The following is a 20,906-nucleotide window of genomic DNA, read 5'->3' as shown; positions in this document are numbered from 1 at the left end:
CACAATATTCTCCACATTTTAAAGTTTATTCTGACTATCTTTTTTGTGCTATAATCATGCTATACAGCTATTTGTAACCCCATAATAAATTAGGTGTTGTTTCAAGAATCTCAGAAATTCTACCTTCAATATAGCGAGATCGGGAAACACCATAAATAACTCGATGAACGCTTGTTGTACTTCGTTCTAATTCCATGGCTAGTTTACGAATGGTATACCCTTTTAACCTTAGAAGTTTTCTGATGGTTAATGGTGTAGGAATTGTAGTTTGCATATATAATCTCCTTCAAAAATTAAATACTGTTATATTTCTTACTTAAAATATAAAGCAAATTCTTTAATTTGTCAAATAATTTAAAGAATTTGTTTTAATAGGTGACCTAATTATGAATTTATCTACATTTATTTTTTCTACAATGGATTCCAAAAATTTAAAAATAGCTGACCTAGCCAAGCTACTAAATTTACCGCATGGTAGTGTATCTTCTTGGAAACAACGGAATACAGATCCCCCAACAAAATATATATCTCAAATTGCATTATTTTTAGATATGTCTATAGAAGAATTATTAGCTCATACCTCAAGCGAGGAACCTAACAACGATATATTTAACGAATACTATCAGAAATTGGATGCAGAACAAACGCATCATGTAGTTTCATTAATGGAGGATTTAACAAACATATAACATTTTTTAATATTTAAACACTATTTATTTGCAATTTTTATTATTTTGAATTTTAAACAAGGATAAATATATGACTATCATTGACCGCATTCAGTATTTACTAGATCAACGAGGTTTAAAAATCATTGATTTAGCAGCGCATCTGAATGTCACTCAAGGAACGGTATCTTCATGGAAATCCCGCCAAACGGATCCTCCTACCAAATACTTATCAGATATTGCTAACTTTTTAAGCGTATCTGTACAATACTTAATTACTGGAGATGAACCAGATGTAACTAGCGCTCCTTCAGAAATTAGCCCTGATCTCTTAACAACTCATATTCTATCTGCCCTGGCAAAGCAACAAAATATAGTCGCTAACCTTAGTTTAGAGCTAGCTCAGCTATCTATCCGAAAGAATATCCCAATACAAAGTTACTTGCATCATCAAGATACATCTGAGTTATTACATAAAATAGCTGCTATACTTAATACAACACCGACATCACTCATAAATGGTTCTAATTCCATATTACAAACTGCAATATTAAAAGCAGGACGAATAGATGAAGCATATGCTACACAATTATTTGAACGATTAGATCCAGAAGCCCAAGCTATTGTACTCGCTGAAATGAGAGTATTAATCCGAAAAAACAAGAAGTTAAGCAACTCCCAATAGATTGCTCTTACCAGGGCATTTATTTTTTTAATCTAAGTGATACAGTATTAAAAATTACCTAATATCTAAAAAACAAAAAATCATTGCAAATTATATTTGACATGTTATTTTTAATATGGTAGTATGCTTGTATAGAAGTATATTTAAAAGAGAGGCCCCATAAGGATGGTGCGCCCCACCATGGACTGATTTTTCAGTCTAAAAGAGAGGCCCCATAAGGATGGTGCGCCCCACCATGGATTGATTTTTCAATCTAAAAGAGAGGCCCTATAAGGATGGTGCGCCCCACCATGAATATACTTACTTTTTACTATTCTAGCCGAGAATTATCTCGGCTTTTCTTTTTATCACGAGGAATACTATATGGATAAAAAGCCCAAATTTAACTTCTTTACAGTAAATGAAGACTATATGAGACCTCTTCAAAAAATGGATTCCGAAGTTCGTACATCAACTGACGATAAAAATAATCGCCCATTTCTCGGAGTTGTATTAAATGTAGAAAATAGATTGTTTTTTGTACCATTATCTTCTCCTCCAAAAATACCTACTAATTTACCGCCTGAACTCTTAAAGAAAAAAATAAAAGAAGTCAAAAGAATTGAAAAGAATCGCTTAACTGTAAGAGTTTTATCTGAAGCTGAAAATAATCGCCATTTATGTAATGTCATAGTCGGTAAAATGATACCTGTCCCTGAGTCACAAATTAAAAAAATATCTATTGAAGAGCTTATGGCTTCATCAAATCCTACTGAATCTAAATATGGCAGACTTTTAAATAAAGAATACTTAGCCATTAATAAAATTGAAGATAAAATAGAACAAACTGCTCAAGCTTTTTATGAGGAATCTATTAATAAACCTGTCAAAAATAAAAAGATTTTTTATCGTGTAAATTTACAGCAAGCAATTAAATATCACGATCGCTGGATAGAGCGAGAAAACATTTATAAAAAAGGCAACATCCAGGACAACAAAAAAGGTAAATTTAAAGACTTTAGCAGATAAAAAATCCTCCTTAATACAACAATTGTACTTCAACAAGATATCGTTACATCACAAAAAGCACAGGATCGCCTTCCTGTGCTTTTTGTGTGCAATCCATGTTAGATTACAACCTTGTTAAATTTAGCTAGTATTCATTATATCATAGTTTTGGGTTTTAGATATTTACAGAATCACACTACTCTCAAACGTGTTGCCAATAATAGCAATCAAGTATTGAGTTTTAGATATTTACAGAATCACACTACTCTCAAACCATTCCGAGTTTGGTATCTCCGTTGCATGAGTTTTAGATATTTACAGAATCACACTACTCTCAAACCTCAAATCTCAAACGGAAAAAATAATACTCTTAGAATTAAAAAAGCACAAGATGAAGATCCTGTGCTTTTTTGGGTGTGTATAAAATACATCTTTGGTGTTTAGCATAAAACTATTATATCATAAATAAATTACAAACTCCACCCTTGTTTCATTTTTTCTTCAACCTGCTGCATCTCAGATACATGGCCTTTATATTCCTCTTCTTCACGCCACAAGCCTTGTCTTTGCCCTCCAGTACCATCAGATACAATAGAGTTAACGCTTTTATTAATAAAACTCTTCGTACTGTTATTTACTGCATGTATTCTATAGCCTCTACGAGTACTTGGTTGAGGCAACTCAGATGCCTTCATAGACGTACGTTTTTTTAGTTTATGTAAAACATCGCCAATATCTTTTTTCTTGTAAGATCTATACTGATGCAAGGCAACTTGTGCATGTGTTTCTTTGACTGATGTAATTTTAAAGTATTCACGCCCTTCTTTTGAAGTTTCTGGTGTGATTGTAAGTTCATATTCAGGAGCTTTTCCATCAACTACTGCATCACGAACTTTAATAGCACGTACTACTTGTGTTGGTTTGTTTCTATCAGGAATTTGACCATCTATAACAATATATTCATCCCTATATTTTCCATGCTCCGTTTCTCTATTTTGAGATATAGAAGGTAAATCCTTCAATGGAATCACGCCATATAGTTTATCAAATTTCCTAACCTCTCTAGGAATCGCCTCTGTAAATAATACGGTATCGCCTGGTATAGGTAAAAGCTCATCTGCTTTTTTACTATACAACATGTAAGTTCTATTTTCTTTTTCAATTTGTTTTTGCAAATCTTTCATTGTATCTCGTATTGCATTTTCTTGTTCATACACAATCGCAGCTTGTTTAGGTAATTCCTTCGACATTCTAATTTCATGACGGCATGCTAACGCAGCACGGACGGAACGTAATCGTTCTTCCCGTGCTTTTTCTTTTGTAGCCGTAAGCGCCATAAATTCCTGGTATGAGCATACTCGTTTTAAGCCTGATTTTAAATCTCTTTCAGCTGCTTTTAATACCATTTTAGAATCATGCATAGCTTGCTTATGCTTGGTATATTCTCCATTTGTCACTGCATCAACCGTAGCAATATATGTTTCTCGTGGCGTTAACAACTTAGCTTCTTCGCTAGCATATTGTTTAGCTAACGCAGATTGTTTTTCCAAAGAACTCATCATACGTTCTTCTAGGCCAACTAATATATCATCTACAGTTACGATATTAGCTGTTTTTTCTTCTGCTTTCACAGAAGAATCCACTGCTCTATCTTCAACTTTTTCTACATTTGTTTCTTTCGCTTGTAATAATGCTTTACGTTCTTTTTGGATTTCCTTGGCCAACTTACGAATGACTGCATCATGCGCAAAAATTTGTAGTTTTAATTCAAATTCAGTTTCTACAACATCTTGAATATTATCATGAATTGTATGTTCATTAGAAGGATTATCTCCACTAGTAGTATCCCCTACTAACTCACCTGGAGCTTCACCCTGATCATACTCTAATTCATTCATCATTTCTCTGATGCGCTCTCTTGTCTTAGGATTCTTTGCTGCATTGCCTAAGTGTTCCGCTGGTATACGGTTTAATAGTTCAGCTTCCTCATATTTCCCCTCTTCTAAAAGTGCTTCTCTTTGTGCTTTTAAGGTCTTCATACTAATACGTTCTTCTAACCCATTTCGTTCAAAAGCACGATTCACAATATCTTCCCAGGTAGCACGCATATCTCTAGTAGATTCTTCTGTACTCCAATATCTATCTACAGGTAGTCCTTGTACACTATGTCCATCAGCATTAACAGTAAATCGTTTAAAGAATTGTTCAGGACTGTCTGTTATTGCATAATCGGCTTGTTTTTCATTAAACATAAGATGAGCATGAATATTTCGATGGTCTTCATCAAACATTGCGGTCTTATCGTGGATAGCATAGGTATATACATGATGGTCCTTAATTCCCATCTTATCCATAAACTCTTCGATGCAAGCAATATTTTCAGCTAAGGATAATTCTTCTTGCAAGCCAATACGAATTTCTCTGTACGCTCTGCCATTTTTTCTGCGATTAATTTCAGCTTGATTCCAAAATTCACGGGCAGATTCAGCCCATTTAGGTAGATTACCAGATGATGTATACACAAGATCCTCTTCTCGGTGCGACATAGTAGCATATTTGCCTTCACGAGTAATGTACTCCATATGTGTCAATGTGTTGATTTTATCACCAGTACGTGATTTTGCATGTGGTGTATTTTCAAGATGGCAGCTACTCATTATCGCACCTCCTTTCGTTTCTTGTAAAATTTACCGTTTATAAATTTTCTTTGTCACTGGCAAGTGACCCCTTATTTCGTGTCACAGACCGCAATCATTTCTCGTTTTGACCTAGTCAAGAGAGAAATGTGTAATTGCGCACTCAGATTATTTTTTATACCCCTAGCATATCACAGAGATATAACTTCCTTCAAGGTACACTTTTATATACCCTAAATATATTTTAAATATCATTTACGATATAAATTCATATATACAAACAAGATATAACCGTGGTATACTCTACGCAAGGAGGTGATTAAATGGATCCAGTTCACAGCAACTTTCCCAAAGGGGATCCACTAAAATCCATCGTAAAAGGCGGTGGATCAAAATTTAGTTCCGATTTATACAACCTGGCATATCAAAAAGATATAGCCCATAAAAGGAACATTCTCTACTTAGTACTTGTGGCTATTTGTGTCATTTCAACCGTAGTATTTGTAACAAGTTACACTTCAAAGACCTATGTAGTACGTGTCAACCAAACATCAGGCGCTATTGATACTAGCGGAGAAATCAAGGTAACAAACTACACACCACAAGAGGTAGAAATCAAGTATGCATTATCTAAATTTATTGAACATTCAAGAACCGTACCACTTGATCCTATTCAATTCAAGAAAAATTGGGACGATGCGCAAGCCTTTATTACTCCAGAGGCTATGAACAAGTACGCCGATTTTATCAACAAAGATAATCCAACTAACAAACTTGGAAAAATGACAGTACAAACTGCTATTACTTCCATTCAAAAACAACCTGGTACAAACTCAACATATCAAGTTCGTTGGAGCGAAGATTCTTACAACTTAAATGGTACAAAATCTCCAAAACCAACTAACTATGTAGGGTTATTCTCCATTCAAGTAGTTCCTCCTACTAAGGAAGAACAAATTCTTGTAAATCCACTTGGCATCTATATCATCGATTTAGGTGTAACTAAGGAATCTGGAGGAGAAAAATAATGAATATGAAGAAATACATCCCCCTTTTTTGTGTAACGCTTTGTACTTCATTTAGTCTCACTTCTCATGCTGCTGAGGCACCTAAAGCACTGTATCATATGCATGATTCCCAAGAACTTGGTGCCTCATCAATTTATGAATATCATCCAACAAGTGTCTACACCATTGATACTAGTAAGAATTATATTGCCGATGTAGCATTACATCCAGGTGAAACTATTCAGTATATCGGAGGTGGTGATACACTCCAATGGTTAATTGATACCTCTACAGTATCTGGTACTCCTCATCTGTACATCAAACCATTAAAAGATGGCATTCGCACTAATATTATTGTAAATACTAACAACCATACCTATCACTTAGCGTTACGAAGTACAGATCACTATAGTTTAGTATCTTTTACTTATCCACAGGATATTGAAAGACAACGACAAGCTGAACTATTACGGCCAGTCTATAAGGACAAAAAAGAAAAAGAGTTTTTAGACACTCATACAAAAACATCTAGCAAAGGAGGTACCGAATTAAAGAACCTAAATTATCGGTATCAACTAAAAAATCGTAACGTTCCAAAGGATTTAATTCCTACAGAAATTTATGATGATGCTGTTAGAACCTATATCCAAGTTTCATCTCAAACTAAGTACAATTATCCAACTTTGTATATTTTAGAAGATGATAACTCACTAACGCTCGTCAACTATCGTGTGATTGGTTCCTACTTAGTGGCTGATAGAGTATTTACTAAAGCTCGCCTAATGTATGGAAAAAATAAATATATTGATATTACACCCAATAAGGAGGTAGTGAATGGACGATAATAACAAAACAACGGTTATTCCTACGATTATTCAACCTTCTACCGATTCAACTGTAACAGATAATAGCTCTCCAGAAAATATTTCTGAAGGATTATCTAATCCAGATACTACTGTTGATACTACTACGGAAGCATTGAGTACTCTTGAAAATGAATCCAAAGTGTATACAGAAGAAGATTTTTATTTCGATGAGGATGAAGTGTTAGATCGAGATAGAGGTAGTAGCTTTAACTTTAAAAAAATTGGCTTATTTACAGTTGTTTTTGTAGCCGCTATTGGCGGCGGAGTTTTTGGCTTTAAACAACTATCACAAGCTCCAGAATCTAAGCCTCCAGATCCACCTATTACTACTGCTAATTCTACTAATAACCCTGCTGCTAATCTATCATCTTCCTATCGTGAAGTGGGCGAAAATGCCAAAAATAACCATAGTCATGCTGATGGTCACAATCACTTAGAGGGTGCTACCCCTGAATCTCATGGCCATGGTCATACGCATGCTCCTGTTGCATCCGTACGAAATGTAGAATATACACCTGCACCAATGAGTACTTCTACTTCACATAATCATGATCATGAAGATTTAGAAAAAATTCAAAAAGAAAAAGAAGCTATCGACATGGCTCCTATTGCTTTTAAAATCGCATCTGCTGTAGCACAAGGTCAATCAATTACAAACCTTACTACTACACCTACACATACAACAAACATAACAAACAATGGCACAACAACAAACAATGGCACAACACCGATTTACACAAACACAAATGAATCCTATGCTACAGCAGATGCATTAGGATCTCATATGTTACATGCGGGTAGTGTTATTCAGGCAACGTTATTAACAGGAATTTCAACAGATATCCCTAACAATGAAATTGTCGCTGTGGTTCGTCAAGACATCTATGATAGTCTAACAGGATCACATCTATTAATTCCTCAAGGTTCAAAAATTATTGGCCAAGCAGGTAGTGCTGGCGGAAAAGGTGTTAAACGAATCGGTGTTACGTTCAATCGAATTATTTTACCTAATGGTAATAGCATCACATTACCTAATTTACCAGCGATTGATGGAACAGGAATGCCTGGTTTAAAAGACATTTATGATTCTCATACTGGTAACTTATTACGAACCGCTGTATTTGGAACTATGGTAAGTGCTATTGCACAATCTGCTACAGGCAATACAGGTGGTTCAGATAATCGTAGCCCTGGTCAAGAAGCTGTTTCAGGCGGTGTAAAAGAAATTCAAGATGTTATCTCTGATTTAGTCAAACGATCGGCACAAAATCAAATTACAATTGAGATTCGACCTGGTAAAGAATTTAGCTTATTTGTTACTCAAGATATTTCAATTCCTGAATATACCTCGGAGTATAGATAACTATGCGGTACATAGTCTATTCATCTATTATGCTTTGGGCTATGCAAAAAGCAACAAATTCTATAGTAGAAGCACTTAATTACAATATTTATTATTTAGGTGCTCCTACTATCTCTAATGAATATATGCAATGGTATCACCCATTCAAATGTATCACATGGTTTCTCTATTACCACGAAGCAAACTATTTATTTACCAATGCCATTATGTGGGTTGGATTTGGCTTGTTTTTAATTTTTATCATTGCGTTACTCCTAAAACCTAAAGCATTGCTAACTTCACATGGTTCGGCACGTTGGGCTGAGTATAAGGATCTATTGAAGATGAACCTTATTTCTAGTTCTGGCGTAACCATTGGATTATATGATTCTCCCTTTAAAAGAAGTTTAACCAAACAATTAAGACGTTTAGAGGTAAAGAAAAACGAAAAAGTAGCCTATGCAGAAATGGAATTTGACGAAAAACAAGATAAAGTATTAGATCGGATTCCTGAAAAAATCACTATTTGGCTTGAAGAATATAATGCCAATACTGATCCAAAACGAAGAAAAGAGCTAGAGATAAAAATCAAACAAGCCCAATCTTATCTTAAAAATCCGCCTAAGTTTGACATCAAAAAATATCGTTGGACACCAACATATTTCTATGATTATTTCTACAAATTGGCAGTTAAACTTTATAAAAAATTGCCTCATTTCTATTTACGAGATAACTCCAATAAGCACTTAGCTGTTGTTGCGCCTACACGTTCTGGTAAAGGCGTTGGCCTTATTATTCCAACACTACTAGGTAGTTGGAAAAGTAGCGTTATCGTCAACGATATAAAATCAGAAAACTGGGGTGTAACCGCTGGGTATCGTAAGAAAATGGGGCATGTAACCATTAAGTTTGAACCCACTAGTGATGATGGTTCATCGGCTCGATGGAACCCACTTGATGAAATTCCTATTGGTACACCAATGGAAGTTTCAATGGCCCAAAACTTAGCCTCTATCATTGCGGATTATGAAGGAAAAGGGAAACCAGATCACTGGACAGCAAATGCAACGAACGTCATTATGACTGTTTTATTGCATTTAAAATACGCACATTATACAGATCCAGAGAACTACCCTACTCCACCTACTCTATACAGCGTTGCGGCCTTTCTAAAATCTAGTATTGTCATAGAACAAGATAAGGATGGCGTGTATAGACAATCCGCTAAAGGATTCGTAGAAGCAGCTAAAAATTTAGTAATGTATGAACATGTGCCTCAAGAAGGTATTGATATCGTGGAATGGAATACAAAAACTTGTGCTTATGAAAAAAGGCATTTTACCCAAGAGGATTTAAGGGCTATCTACCCTAATTCCACTTCTCTTAACTCGATGCCTGGCACACATCCCATTATTTATCAAGCTTTCGTAGAAATCACATCTAAGCCAGATAATGAGCTGGGTTCGATTGTATCGACAGCCAATACTGCTTTGAAGGAATATCTAGATCCATTGCTTGCTTCTAACACATCAGTATCTGATTTTTGTATTGATGATTTAATGAATTACAAAAAGCCTGTATCACTTTATCTAGTCACTCCACCATCTGACTTATTACGTCTAGCCCCTATTTTTAGGCTATTTTTTGAAATGATGGTAAAGCATCACGCTAGATCAATTGGTACCTATGTAAATGGCCAAGCAAAATCCAATTATAAACATAAATGCCTATTTTTGATGGATGAGTTCTCTTCTCTAGGCAACCTACAATCGTTTGCAGCTACACTATCATATATTGCAGGTTATGGGATGAAAGTATTTTTAATCAACCAGGGTTTACCACAAATTAATGGTATTTATGGCAAAGACAATCAAATTCTAATGAACTGTCATTTAAAGATATTTTACGCACCAAATGATAATGATACGGCTCAATATGCTGAAACAGAACTAGGTAAAACAACGATCGAAACTAAATCAAAATCCAGGAATGCAGGTCGCTTAATCGGTTATACTAGCGCTTCTACCAGTCAAATGGCTAGATCGTTAATGACTGGTGATGAGTTAAAACGAATGGAAGACCAGGAAGTAATTATAGCTTCTGGCTCTCCTCCAGTTCTGACAGATAAGATTAAATACTACGAAAACAATTATTACCTGGAAAAACTCATCAACGCCCCTATAGTTAGTGATGTGATCCGTACAGATCCTGTACGAAATGCAAATGCAAAACGAGAAGAATTATTGAGCAAACAAACTACTCAGACATCTTCCACTACATTTATTTATGACAACAATATAAAAAAGTGAGGTGATTACTATCCTACCGATGCAATCTATTCAACGTTCACAGAAAAGTATCCAAAAAAGTTCTAAAAAACTATCTAAGTTGATGGAAGATGAGGCTGCTTTATTAAGAAAGTTAGAAATCTTACGTAAAGAAAAACGTCAGGAATCTAAACGAAAACATAACCAGGAGTTAAGCCACATTGGATACATCATTCAACAATTAGGTTTCCCTATTAACAACCTGTCAATTTTAGTGGGTGCTATTTTATCTGCTAAAGAACAGTTAGAAACCAATAGATCTCAGACGGTTGATGATTATTTACAAAGATACCAAAATTTTTTAGAAGACAATACAATTTCTGAAACACTTCGAGAAGACTTCATGTATGCATTAAATACAGATGTTGAAGATATAGACGATGATGAGGAGGTAGATGATGGCGACACAAGCAACATCTAGGAATGAAGTCTTAGATGTTGTTCTAGGTACTGAACTCGTTAACTTATTTAAACGTGGTGACATCACGGAGATTTATGTTAATTCAGATGGGTATATTCGCTATCTATCTGGTACTGAAGGTAAAGTTATTACTGATATTTATCTTACGGATAAACAACGAGCTGCCATTATCGAATTAATCGCAGGGCAAGCTAATAAAATCGTCAATGAAGATATTCCCTCTATCTCCACTGAAATACGAGGCTACGGCTACCGTTTCCAAGGTGAATTGCCACCTATTGTTAAAACTCCTGAATTTAATATACGTAAACGAGCCACTATTGTGTTTACATTAGACGATTATGTAGCAAATGGAACGATCACCGAAAATTACAAAGATTACATTGAAAATGCTGTTAGCCTTCGTAAAAATATCTTAGTTGTTGGTGGTACTGCAACTGGTAAAACTACCTTCTTAAATGCCATCCTAGAGGCTATGGCAAGACTAAGTCCATTTCACAGAATCATATCGTTAGAAGACTTACCAGAGTTACAATGCCCTGCAAGTGACTACTCCCCTATGTTCACAAAACAAGAAACAAACTCTGATAAATCTGTTAAATACAATATGACCCGCTTATTGGCTGAGTGCATGCGCCGTTCTCCTGATCGCATCGTGATTGGTGAGGTTCGAGATGGATGCGCCTATACTATGCTTAAAGCCTGGAATACAGGTCATCCTGGCGGTGCATGCACCGTCCATGCAAATAGCGCCATGAGTGGTCTTAGCCGCATTAAATCCCTTGCCCAAGAAGATTCAGAATCTTCTGGTGATATTAAAGGCCTGATTGGTGATGCCATTGATGTGATTATTTCCATCGTACATACCGATTTAGGTAATGGTAAACGTGGTCGTATCGTCAATGAAATTATAGAAGTCGAATCTTTCTCTGAAGAAAAAAACACGTATATTACAAATATTATTCCACGAAAGGAACATAGTAATGAAAGATAAATTACAACTTGTGAAAGAAAAAATGCAAAATGCTTATTTAATGAAAGTAGCTGGACTCACTACTTTCTTTCTTACTAACACATATATCCAAAGCTTCGCAACGACTGTTAATGGTGCTATCGCAAATGCAGGAGGGAATGTAACAACTGGTACTAATTTGAAGTTTGATATTCCTATTATCGGCTTTTTCCTTAGTATTATTGATTTCATGACTGGCCCGTTTGCTTTAGTAGTGGGTGGTTTATTCATTGGTGCCGCAGCATTTCTCATGATGAAAGGTAATGCTGGCGGTTCGTTAGAAAAAATTCTATATGCTTGTTTTGGTGTAGGCATCATTATGTTCTTAGGTCCTATTCTTGGCTATTTATGGACTGCTGGTAAAAGCTCTGGCATGATGATTGGTCTATAGGTAAAACCTATGAAAGATACGATTCCAGAAGGATTTGAAGTGCCCCTTCATAAATCTGTAGCTGAGCCTGTCTTATGGATGGGCTTGCCTCGACCAATCTTATTCGCTATTAGCTTAACGACCATCATGCTAGTAGTTATCTTTCAGATCTCTTACATGTCACTAATTGCCATCATTCTTGGTATTTGTGCCTATATTGCCTGCTTACAGCTTACCAATCGGGATCCTGAATTTTACAAAGTCATTCTAAAAAATAGTGTTTACAAAAAACACTACTATTAAACAAAGGAGGTTTCCCTTGTTCTCTTTATTCAATTCTAAACATAAGAAAAAAGAGGTAGACCCAAGAATTTATTCCCAAAAGAATGGGATTTGGCAAGAACAACCTCGTCTATCCTATATGATTCCCTGGGCTTACATTGATGAAACAAATGGTATCGTGCATAACCATGACCATTCTATGATGGCCATCTTCAAGTTTCGTGGTTTAGATACAGCTTCTGCTACACCAGAAGAACTGATTGCCTATAACGCAGCCATTAACAATGCGATGCGCAGGCTTCCTTCAGGATACATTTTATACATAGAAGCCCAACGGCATCCGAGCCATAACTATGAACGCTCTACTATGCCTAACCCCACACTTCAAGCCATTGAAGATGCTAAAGCAACTTACTTTGAAAGTGGTCACTTTTACGAAAGTGATTACTACTTCACTATTTATATGGAACCCCCAAGCAAAACAAAGCATAGATTAACCTCTGCTTTTGTTACAAACGGTAAAAATAAAGGGGAATCCATCGAAGATGATTTAGCTATTTACAAAGAAGTAACTGATGAGTTTATCCACAGAGTAAATCAGTTTGCCTTAATGCTTAAAAGTATCTTCAAAGAGCTTTCTGCTTTGCTTGACCCTGATGAAATTGCTACATTCCTACACAGTCTAATCTCCGATCGGATGCACAAGGTCAAATATAATCCATTACAATACCTAAACGAATACCTAAGTGACGCCTCTATTACTGGGGGCCTAAAGCCTCAATTAGGTACTAAACCTATGCGGGTAATCACATTATTAGGTTTCCCTATTAGTACGATTCCTGGATTATTAGACACTTTAAATGCTTTAAACATTCAATATCGTTGGACAAGTCGTTGGCATTGCATTGGCACTGATGATGCCAAAAAGTTTTTAATTCAACGAAGAAAAGACTTAAAATTCCAGGCTATTGGCGTTGGTTCTCGGTTAGGGGCCATTGCTACTAAACGACAAGTCAACGATGCAGAGATTGACGATACAGAGCTTTCAAAAGCCAATGATGTGACTGCTGCCATCGAAGAGTTAGGCACAGGTATGATTGCGCAAGGCTATTACACAATGACCCTTTGTGTATTCGCTAACGATGTTTCTAGCGTAGAAAAAATAGCTAGTCATGTCTTATCTATCGTTAACCAGCTAGAATTTACTGGATATATTGAAACAGATAATTCTATGGAAGCATGGCGTGGTTCCTTACCAGGATGTCCAAGATGCAACATTCGTAGAAATATGGTCAATTCCCTAAATTTTTGTCATTTAGCCCCGACCACAGCACAGTGGTCAGGTGACAAATGGAATGATCATTTAAAGGGGCCAGTTCTTTTATATACAGATTCCTATAATAGCCAGTTTAGACTTTCACTACATAACGGAGCCTTAGCTCATACCCTTGTATGTGGTCCTTCTGGTTCTGGTAAATCTGTATTACTGAATACATTAGAAGTTCACTTTATGAAGTATCCAAATAGCCGTATTTTCGTCTTTGATAAGGCGGCATCGAGCCGTGTTACCACCTATGCAGCTGGTGGCAACTTCTACAATATTTCAGCAAGCGGCAAATCTGATTTATCTTTTCAACCGCTAGAAAATATAGACATTCCTACAGAACGTGTGTGGGCCATTGATTGGCTAGCAGGCTTCTTAGATAGAGGTAAGTTTGAAGTTACTGAATCTACCAAAGATACGATTAAAAAAGCCCTATTATCTCTTGCAGAGTTTCCAAAAGATAAACGTACCATCTCTAACTTCTGTGATTTGGTGCAAGATAGCGACATTCGTATCGGTCTTCGTGCATTAACAATGGAAGGTCCTTATGGACCCCTCTTTGATAACCACTCCAGTATTAAAGGTTCAGGACGTTGGCAGGTGTATGAAATGGAAGAAGTAATGCGTACTCCAGCGATCGTTCCTTCAACCATTGACTATCTATTCCATCAGATTGACAACGCTTTAAAAGAAGATAGCCACTCCCCTACTATGATTATCCTGGATGAATGTTGGCTATTCTTTGATAACCCTGTGTTCAGAGATAAAATCCGAGAATACTTCAAAGACTTACGTAAAAAGAATGCCTCTATTATTGTGGCCACTCAGAACTTAGCAGATATTATTTCTAAGCCAGATTTACTATCTACAATCCTGGAAAACTGCCCTAATAGAATTTATTTACGTAACCAAAATGCTGTCAATGAACAAATACGTAATTATTACCACCAATTCGGTTGTAATGAACGTCAAATTGACATCATTTCAAAGCTAGATAACCAGGAACGTCATGAATACTACTATAGCTCTTTTGAAAAAGGAAATCGTGTGTTCGACCTTGCTTTACAGCCTATAGAAGCTGCCTTTGTTTTATCCACAGATAAAAGCGACCAAATTTACCTCAACAAACTGATTGAAGAAAAGAAAATGGATAACTTCACCTTAGAATGGTTGATTTATAAAGGGCTATACAAGGAAGCCGAGTTTATCAAGGCTCACTACCTATAAAAGGAGGGCCTATGAACTGTTGTTTAGTATGGAATGAAAAGAAAAACATCTTTGAAATCTTGACTGAAGAAAATGGGGTTACCCTTCAAGAAATTGAAAATATGTATGAACCTTCTGAAGGATTAAGGGAATTAATTCTACTCTTAAAGGATGACCCTAATATAGAATATATTGAAATTGGCGATAACATCTTAGTTTTTAAAAGATAACTTTTACTAATTTTTGAAAGGTACTATATGAAAAAACAATTAGCACTTTCCACATTGGTAGCACTTGCTTGTGCAGGTCATATTGGTTATGCCGCAGATCCTGCTACTACAACTACTACAGAAAATGGTGTAACTAATAACTTCTATGATATTACAATTAACAACATTAAAGAAGATTCTGGACTTGAGTTAGGTACTAATGCAAGAGCTAGAGGTAATGGTTCTATTGCGACTGGTACTGGATCATTGGCTGTAGGTAATAATGCAGTGGCTACTGGTGATAATGAAACCAAAGATACTATCACAAGCAAATTGAATGAAAATAAACAGAAATTACATGAAATTGATGTAGCCCAAAATAACGTGACTAATTTGGCCAAGGAAATCCAAAAAATTAGGGCTGAACAAGCTAAAACAATTGAAGCTGGTGAACGTGTTAAGCAAGTTAGACTTGCTAAAGAAAAAGCTCATCAAAGCTATTTGGAAAAGAAAAACGCTTACGATACCGAAGTAGCTAATTCTGCTGAATTTTTTAGAAACGCTCAAGCAAAAATAGATGACTTTAATAGCCGATTAGGTGCTATTAATAATCTAGGAAGTGTAGATATTAACTCCGAAGATGGATTAACAGGAGCTGCTACTAAATTAAAACAGTTAGTTGAAAATAATACAACATTAAATTTGCCATTAGATAGTTTTTATAAAGAATATATCAAAGCACATTATAAAGCTATGGGGGATTTACGGTTGAATACCATAAAGAATGGTACTTATAGTAGATATTATGATGCAGTAAGGTCAGATTATGCAGAACCAAATGGATGGTCTATGGCTAAGAACCCTGTAAATCTCTATTATTTTAGTATTAAAAAAGGACTCGAAAAAGCTTATTCTTATGACTATAGCCGTTTTTATATGAACGCAACCGATAGGGATATCTTAAATAAAGATTCCTTTGATGCATCAAATGAAATAACAAATAGACCTACAAAAAGTATCCGTTTAAAAAACTATAATACTGATGTAAGTACAGAGCAAGAATGGAATGAGGCGAAAGAACAAGCCCCTAAATTTAAACAATCTTTTAAAGAATATATTTCAGAAAATAACTACCCATTTTTAACTTCTGATATAAAAGAAAAACTATCTATTGAATTTAATAAAAAAGTTGACTATTATGTCAAATCAGTAGAAATTACATATTATCAAAAACAGTATGAGATTACCCATAATACAGTCTGGTTAGATAAAAAAAATACAGCAATAAAAGAATTTAAAAATATAGAAGATTCAGATCAATCATGGACAGCTCTTAATGAGATGAATAAACTATATAAAAATTGGGAAAAAGAAAATATCACAGATATTGCAGAAAAAAATAAAGTCACTACAAATAAACTAACCTCAGACCTTGAAACTGCTCTTCAAATTAATAAAAATGCGGTTGCTGAAAAAGAAAAACAAATTGTAGCTTTAAAATCCTCTGCTGATCAAGCCAAAACAAATTGGGAATCTATCAATCCCAACGCTTCAGATTTGTTGTATATGGAGCAATATGAAACATTAATGAAACAATTGACGGCTAAATCTCAAGAGTTGCAACAGAATCAAGAACGTTTGACCGCTCTTAAAAATGCATTAACCCTACATAATCTAAGTAATGTAGGTGAAAATGCTATGGCTATTGGTACAAATGCTTTATCAACAGGGTCTAATTCCATTGCCATTGGCACAGGTACTATTGTAACTGGTGAAAATTCTATTTCTATTGGTAAAGGTTCTGCCGTAACTGGCACTAAATCTATTGCTATTGGTGTTGGCCATATTGTAATCGGTAATAATTCTGGGACTTTTGGCGACCCGAATACGATTTATGGAGATAACTCCTACGCATTCGGTAATAACAATACCATTGGTGATGCCAATACCACACATACAATTGGAACAAATACCTTTGTATTGGGGTCTAGCGTAACTACTAAAGCTAATAACTCTGTTATTCTTGGCAAAGATAGTACGGCTACAGAAGATAATGTAGTATCTATTGGCTCTGCTACTGCTACTAGAAAACTAATTAATGTAGCGGATGGAACTATCACTGAAAATTCTAAAGAAGCCATTAACGGTAATCAATTGTGGAAAGTATCTGAAGCAAAAGCAATTAATAAAACAGCTTGGCAAGCTGCGTTAGGTACTGGCACGAATGCAGCTGGTAACACTGGACTTATTACTGGAGATACCTTACATGCAGCTCTTTCCATCGTTAAAATTGATCCTAATACATTAAATGCTAAAGCCAATACCACTTTAGATAACATTACAGATGACGGTAAAACTGTTATCCGTAACTTATCTAAAGAAGCTGTTAAGCTAGAAAATGGCTCTAATACTTCCGTAGAAAGTCGTGTAGACGGCAATTCCGCTGTGTATAAGGTAAATGTATCTAACGATGCCATCACTGGTGCTATTGCCCCTAAATTAACGGAATTATCTAATTCTGTAGATACCAAGTTAGCTACTAAAGCCAATAAAGATGCTTCCAACATCACTTCCGAAGATGCTTCTAAATGGAGTGAAAAATTAGGTACTGGTACTGTTACAGTTGGTAACACTGGTCTTGTTACTGGTGGCACTGTCAATACTGCTATTAAAAATGCAGTAGATAATGCTACTTCTAGCATCAATAATGGGTTAGATGCTAAATTCAATTCTAAAGCTAATACCACTTTAGATAACATTACAGATGACGGTAAAACTGTTATCCGTAACTTATCTAAAGAAGCTGTTAAGCTAGAAAACGGCTCTAATACTTCCGTAGAAAGTCGTGTAGACGGCAATTCCACTGTGTATAAGGTAAATGTATCTAACGATGCCATCACTGGTGCTATTGCCCCTAAATTAACGGAATTATCTAATTCTGTAGATACCAAGTTAGCTACTAAAGCCAATAAAGATGCTTCCAACATCACTTCCGAGGATGCTTCTAAATGGAGTGAAAAGTTAGGCACTGGCACTGCAAAAGCTGGTGATAAAGGATTAATTACAGGTGATACCTTACATACAGCTCTTTCCACCGTTAAAATTGATCCTAATACATTAACAACTAAGGCTAATACTAATGCATCTAACTTAACAGATGAAAACGTTAAAGAATGGACAGCTAAATTAGGCATTGGTACTGTTGGCCAAAGTGAATCCTCAAATGGATTAGTCACTGGTAAGTCCGTATATGAAGCTATTCATAAATACACACCAAAAGGGTTAGTACAAACAGATGGAAAAGTAGTTACCGTGGATAAATCTGGTACTGCTAATCAGATTGATTTCAGCGGTACAGATAAGAATGGAAATAGCATTCTACGAGAAATCACTGGCGTTATTACAAATCCTAATGATCCTAATTCGGTTGTGAATATGGATACCCTACAATCACAGACTCAAGGATTGAATCAAAAATTGACCAAAGCTGTTAATGTGGGGACAGCTACTGCATCCGCATTAGCTGCGTTACATCCATTAGACTATGATGAAGCCAATAAAGTATCTTTTGCTGTATCTCATGGCCAATATAATGGTTCAAAGGCTACCGCATTCGGTGGGTTTATTAGACCTAATGAAAATATTATGCTTTCCTTAGCTAGCACTATCAGCTCTAATGATCGTGCTTGGAACGCTGGTTTATCTTTTAAAATTGGTTCTGGATCTAGTCATAAAAAAATTAGTCAAAATGACTTTGAAACACTTCGCAAAAAAAATGACAAACTAGAAAATGAGTTGAACCAATTAAAAGAACAATTGTCTAAGTTATCGACTAGACTTTCACCTAAACGAGCTTCCTTCCCTGACGTACCTAATGACCATTGGGCTAAAGAAGCAGTAGAAACACTACATGGCAACGATGTATTAGATGGATACCCAGATGGCGAATTTAAAGGCGACAAGCAGCTTACTCGATATGAGTACGCTCAGATGCTTTTTAAAGGCCTTAAATAGTCATATTCTATTTCTACAGCACTTGAATATTACACTCTCTCACATTGGAGGTTGACTATGGAAAAAAACATCCATCAATCCTTTGTAGGAACTATAAATAACCAATCTTTTACTAACGAAACTAGTTACCTGGCTACGCTCTCTATTCTATCCGCCCTGGAAGACAAGAAACAGATTGGCCTTGGGAAGAATACTGAATTAACCAAAGATTTATATGAAGATGTACATAAGCTAATTTATAAATATGATTATGATGTTTCATCAGTTATAGAAGCCACTAAAGGCTCAATAGAACAGGCTTCTAGTGATAAAACACTAAAAGATGTTAAGCTATTGGCCTTTGAGGATGATGATGGAAAGTATATTACCACCAATCAAAAACTGGCAAGTGGCACCTATGATAATGAACTTGATGTAAATGCTAAAACAACGCATTCTATTAACCAGGAGTTTTGGGGTGAAATCAATGGTAATGGCATTAAACATGAATCTACTTATAGTATGGCAGAATATTTCATTGAAAATATTGAAAACAAAAAGCAGATTACAATCGAGGACCAAGCATTTACCTATGATTTAATTGATGCTATTGCTACACTCCAAAATACTGGCGTTTCACAAGAAAGTATTGAAACTGCCACAATGGACCATATAGATGAAAAGATGTCATTTGAACCTTCTATTTCTGATTTTAAAGTACTCAGCGATGAAACCGATGTATATCTTCCATTCAATGCCAATGTAGAACAAGGTGTCTATGATTACCTAGATCATTATGATGAGCTAAAAAAGTTAGCAGCTTCTAATAATATGGATATTGATCCATTAATTCAGTATCAGAAATATTATCTTCAAGAATTTGGCGAAGATGTCAACACATCTCACCTACCTACTAACTTTAATCCAGAAAAGGCACCTATTGGTGTAATGACGTATGGAGATATTGAAGATATAGCAGATACTTATAACTTCTCACTGTCTATACCTGATGAAAAACAAGATAAATGTTATCCACATATTAAAGCTATCTTTAAAGATATGGAGTATGGCGAAGAAGATATTTATATTAATTTAAAAACTAACCAATTAAACGATAGAGTAAATTTAACTAGCGTAGCTAATTATCAGGACTTGGAGTATCCTGCATCGCAAGATACTTACAAGGAACTGAAACCCTACTATCTATCAAACTACACAGATAATCTTTACCTTGCTCAACAACTTTTAAGTAAACAAGAGTATCAAACTTTTAAAGATATATTAATGTCAAATTTAAGAGATAATCACCATAAAAACAGCGCTCCAAAAGAAATGAAAGACCAAAAATCCATTTCTGAAGATAAGGATAAGGGTAAATCTAACCAATTAATTTTTAAATAATATAAGGAGGTTTCTATGAAAGAAAAAAAAGATGTGAGTAATAACTATAGCAACAGCGAATTGCTCCATGACCAGGATTTTCCATTCACCATTGAAGAAGCAGACAATGCAATTTTAGATTACATGCCTGAGTTATTAAATGAAGATTACCAACCTGATTCTGAATAATT

General features: G+C 35.4%; 18 protein-coding genes. 16 read left to right on the top strand and 2 right to left on the bottom strand.

All coding sequences use genetic code 11. The annotated features are described in order from the left end of the window. Positions 1 to 67: 67 nt before the first annotated feature. Positions 68 to 274 carry a hypothetical protein gene (locus tag EO112_RS07350; protein WP_127163715.1) on the bottom strand — a complete coding sequence of 69 codons (207 nt, stop codon included), beginning with the start codon at positions 272 to 274 and terminating at the stop codon, positions 68 to 70. 112 nt (positions 275 to 386) lie between these two features. Here EO112_RS07350 and EO112_RS07345 point away from each other — a divergent pair, with 112 nt between their 5' ends. From EO112_RS07345 to EO112_RS07335, 3 genes are all read left to right on the top strand, one after another. Next, entirely contained in the window at positions 387 to 689 is a 303-nt protein-coding gene (locus EO112_RS07345) for a helix-turn-helix domain-containing protein (RefSeq protein WP_127163713.1), read from the top strand. Between the two features lie 70 nt (positions 690 to 759). Beyond that, positions 760 to 1,353 carry a helix-turn-helix domain-containing protein gene (locus EO112_RS07340; RefSeq protein WP_127163711.1) on the top strand — a complete coding sequence of 198 codons (594 nt, stop codon included), beginning with the start codon at positions 760 to 762 and terminating at the stop codon, positions 1,351 to 1,353. Between the two features lie 363 nt (positions 1,354 to 1,716). Then, positions 1,717 to 2,361 (top strand): type III toxin-antitoxin system ToxN/AbiQ family toxin, encoded by a 645-nt coding sequence (locus tag EO112_RS07335; RefSeq protein WP_127163709.1) that lies wholly within the window; start codon positions 1,717 to 1,719, stop codon positions 2,359 to 2,361. A 449-nt stretch (positions 2,362 to 2,810) separates the two neighbouring features. On the opposite strand, the gene EO112_RS07330 is transcribed toward EO112_RS07335, so the two are convergent. Then, positions 2,811 to 4,997 carry a MobA/MobL family protein gene (locus EO112_RS07330; protein ID WP_127163707.1) on the bottom strand — a complete coding sequence of 729 codons (2,187 nt, stop codon included), beginning with the start codon at positions 4,995 to 4,997 and terminating at the stop codon, positions 2,811 to 2,813. 302 nt (positions 4,998 to 5,299) lie between these two features. On the opposite strand from EO112_RS07330, the gene EO112_RS07325 reads away from it, so the two are divergent. The 13 genes from EO112_RS07325 to EO112_RS08305 are packed head-to-tail and all read left to right on the top strand — an operon-like array spanning position 5,300 to position 20,904. Next, the gene (locus EO112_RS07325) at positions 5,300 to 6,004 is read left to right on the top strand and encodes a type IV secretion system protein (RefSeq protein ID WP_127163704.1); all 705 of its coding nucleotides are present in this window, start codon (positions 5,300 to 5,302) and stop codon (positions 6,002 to 6,004) included. Next, entirely contained in the window at positions 6,004 to 6,828 is an 825-nt protein-coding gene (locus EO112_RS07320) for a TrbG/VirB9 family P-type conjugative transfer protein (RefSeq protein ID WP_127163702.1), read from the top strand. Before EO112_RS07325 ends, EO112_RS07320 begins: the two co-directional genes overlap by 1 nt. After that, a complete protein-coding gene (locus EO112_RS07315) occupies positions 6,818 to 8,212 on the top strand; it encodes a TrbI/VirB10 family protein (RefSeq protein WP_127163700.1) in 1,395 nt (464 codons plus the stop codon). Before EO112_RS07320 ends, EO112_RS07315 begins: the two co-directional genes overlap by 11 nt. A gap of 41 nt (positions 8,213 to 8,253) precedes the next feature. Continuing rightward, on the top strand, positions 8,254 to 10,500 hold the full coding sequence (locus EO112_RS07310; RefSeq protein WP_240629362.1) for a type IV secretory system conjugative DNA transfer family protein: 2,247 nt from the start codon (positions 8,254 to 8,256) through the stop codon (positions 10,498 to 10,500). A gap of 1 nt (position 10,501) precedes the next feature. Continuing rightward, positions 10,502 to 10,939 carry a hypothetical protein gene (locus EO112_RS07305; protein WP_127163696.1) on the top strand — a complete coding sequence of 146 codons (438 nt, stop codon included), beginning with the start codon at positions 10,502 to 10,504 and terminating at the stop codon, positions 10,937 to 10,939. Further along, positions 10,917 to 11,933 carry an ATPase, T2SS/T4P/T4SS family gene (locus EO112_RS07300; protein WP_127163694.1) on the top strand — a complete coding sequence of 339 codons (1,017 nt, stop codon included), beginning with the start codon at positions 10,917 to 10,919 and terminating at the stop codon, positions 11,931 to 11,933. The genes EO112_RS07305 and EO112_RS07300 overlap by 23 nt, the downstream gene beginning before the upstream one ends. After that, positions 11,923 to 12,342, top strand: coding sequence for a hypothetical protein (locus EO112_RS07295; protein WP_127163692.1), 420 nt, complete (start codon positions 11,923 to 11,925; stop codon positions 12,340 to 12,342). Before EO112_RS07300 ends, EO112_RS07295 begins: the two co-directional genes overlap by 11 nt. 9 nt (positions 12,343 to 12,351) lie before the next feature. Beyond that, positions 12,352 to 12,624 (top strand): VirB3 family type IV secretion system protein, encoded by a 273-nt coding sequence (locus tag EO112_RS07290; protein ID WP_127163690.1) that lies wholly within the window; start codon positions 12,352 to 12,354, stop codon positions 12,622 to 12,624. Between the two features lie 16 nt (positions 12,625 to 12,640). Further along, complete coding sequence (locus tag EO112_RS07285) at positions 12,641 to 15,154, top strand: FtsK/SpoIIIE domain-containing protein (RefSeq protein ID WP_127163687.1); 2,514 nt, start codon at positions 12,641 to 12,643, stop codon at positions 15,152 to 15,154. Between the two features lie 11 nt (positions 15,155 to 15,165). Further along, a complete protein-coding gene (locus EO112_RS07280; protein WP_127163685.1) occupies positions 15,166 to 15,363 on the top strand; it encodes a hypothetical protein in 198 nt (65 codons plus the stop codon). 27 nt (positions 15,364 to 15,390) lie between these two features. Continuing rightward, on the top strand, positions 15,391 to 19,356 hold the full coding sequence (locus tag EO112_RS07270) for an S-layer homology domain-containing protein (protein WP_164723973.1): 3,966 nt from the start codon (positions 15,391 to 15,393) through the stop codon (positions 19,354 to 19,356). A 57-nt stretch (positions 19,357 to 19,413) separates the two neighbouring features. After that, positions 19,414 to 20,736, top strand: coding sequence for a hypothetical protein (locus EO112_RS07265; RefSeq protein ID WP_127163679.1), 1,323 nt, complete (start codon positions 19,414 to 19,416; stop codon positions 20,734 to 20,736). Positions 20,737 to 20,751: 15 nt separating this feature from the next. Next, positions 20,752 to 20,904 (top strand): hypothetical protein, encoded by a 153-nt coding sequence (locus EO112_RS08305; protein ID WP_164723972.1) that lies wholly within the window; start codon positions 20,752 to 20,754, stop codon positions 20,902 to 20,904. The last annotated feature ends 2 nt before the right edge of the window (positions 20,905 to 20,906 follow it).

This window comes from Veillonella sp. VA141 (genome assembly GCF_003992175.1).
Lineage (GTDB): Bacteria > Bacillota > Negativicutes > Veillonellales > Veillonellaceae > F0422.
The sequence above is the reverse complement of the archived record's forward strand: the minus strand, read 5'-3'. Positions and strand labels throughout refer to the sequence as shown.

Bases quoted from the DNA above. Each gene is read 5' to 3' on its own strand.
- EO112_RS08305 (WP_164723972.1), top strand. From the start codon at position 20,752: ATGAAAGAAAAAAAAGATGTGAGTAATAACTATAGCAACAGCGAATTG.
- EO112_RS07330 (WP_127163707.1), bottom strand. From the start codon at position 4,997: ATGAGTAGCTGCCATCTTGAAAATACACCACATGCAAAATCACGTACT.
- EO112_RS07290 (WP_127163690.1), top strand. From the start codon at position 12,352: ATGAAAGATACGATTCCAGAAGGATTTGAAGTGCCCCTTCATAAATCT.
- EO112_RS07350 (WP_127163715.1), bottom strand. From the start codon at position 274: ATGCAAACTACAATTCCTACACCATTAACCATCAGAAAACTTCTAAGG.
- EO112_RS07325 (WP_127163704.1), top strand. From the start codon at position 5,300: ATGGATCCAGTTCACAGCAACTTTCCCAAAGGGGATCCACTAAAATCC.
- EO112_RS07300 (WP_127163694.1), top strand. From the start codon at position 10,917: ATGGCGACACAAGCAACATCTAGGAATGAAGTCTTAGATGTTGTTCTA.
- EO112_RS07310 (WP_240629362.1), top strand. From the start codon at position 8,254: ATGCAAAAAGCAACAAATTCTATAGTAGAAGCACTTAATTACAATATT.
- EO112_RS07345 (WP_127163713.1), top strand. From the start codon at position 387: ATGAATTTATCTACATTTATTTTTTCTACAATGGATTCCAAAAATTTA.
- EO112_RS07340 (WP_127163711.1), top strand. From the start codon at position 760: ATGACTATCATTGACCGCATTCAGTATTTACTAGATCAACGAGGTTTA.
- EO112_RS07335 (WP_127163709.1), top strand. From the start codon at position 1,717: ATGGATAAAAAGCCCAAATTTAACTTCTTTACAGTAAATGAAGACTAT.
- EO112_RS07280 (WP_127163685.1), top strand. From the start codon at position 15,166: ATGAACTGTTGTTTAGTATGGAATGAAAAGAAAAACATCTTTGAAATC.
- EO112_RS07315 (WP_127163700.1), top strand. From the start codon at position 6,818: ATGGACGATAATAACAAAACAACGGTTATTCCTACGATTATTCAACCT.
- EO112_RS07320 (WP_127163702.1), top strand. From the start codon at position 6,004: ATGAATATGAAGAAATACATCCCCCTTTTTTGTGTAACGCTTTGTACT.
- EO112_RS07265 (WP_127163679.1), top strand. From the start codon at position 19,414: ATGGAAAAAAACATCCATCAATCCTTTGTAGGAACTATAAATAACCAA.
- EO112_RS07295 (WP_127163692.1), top strand. From the start codon at position 11,923: ATGAAAGATAAATTACAACTTGTGAAAGAAAAAATGCAAAATGCTTAT.
- EO112_RS07270 (WP_164723973.1), top strand. From the start codon at position 15,391: ATGAAAAAACAATTAGCACTTTCCACATTGGTAGCACTTGCTTGTGCA.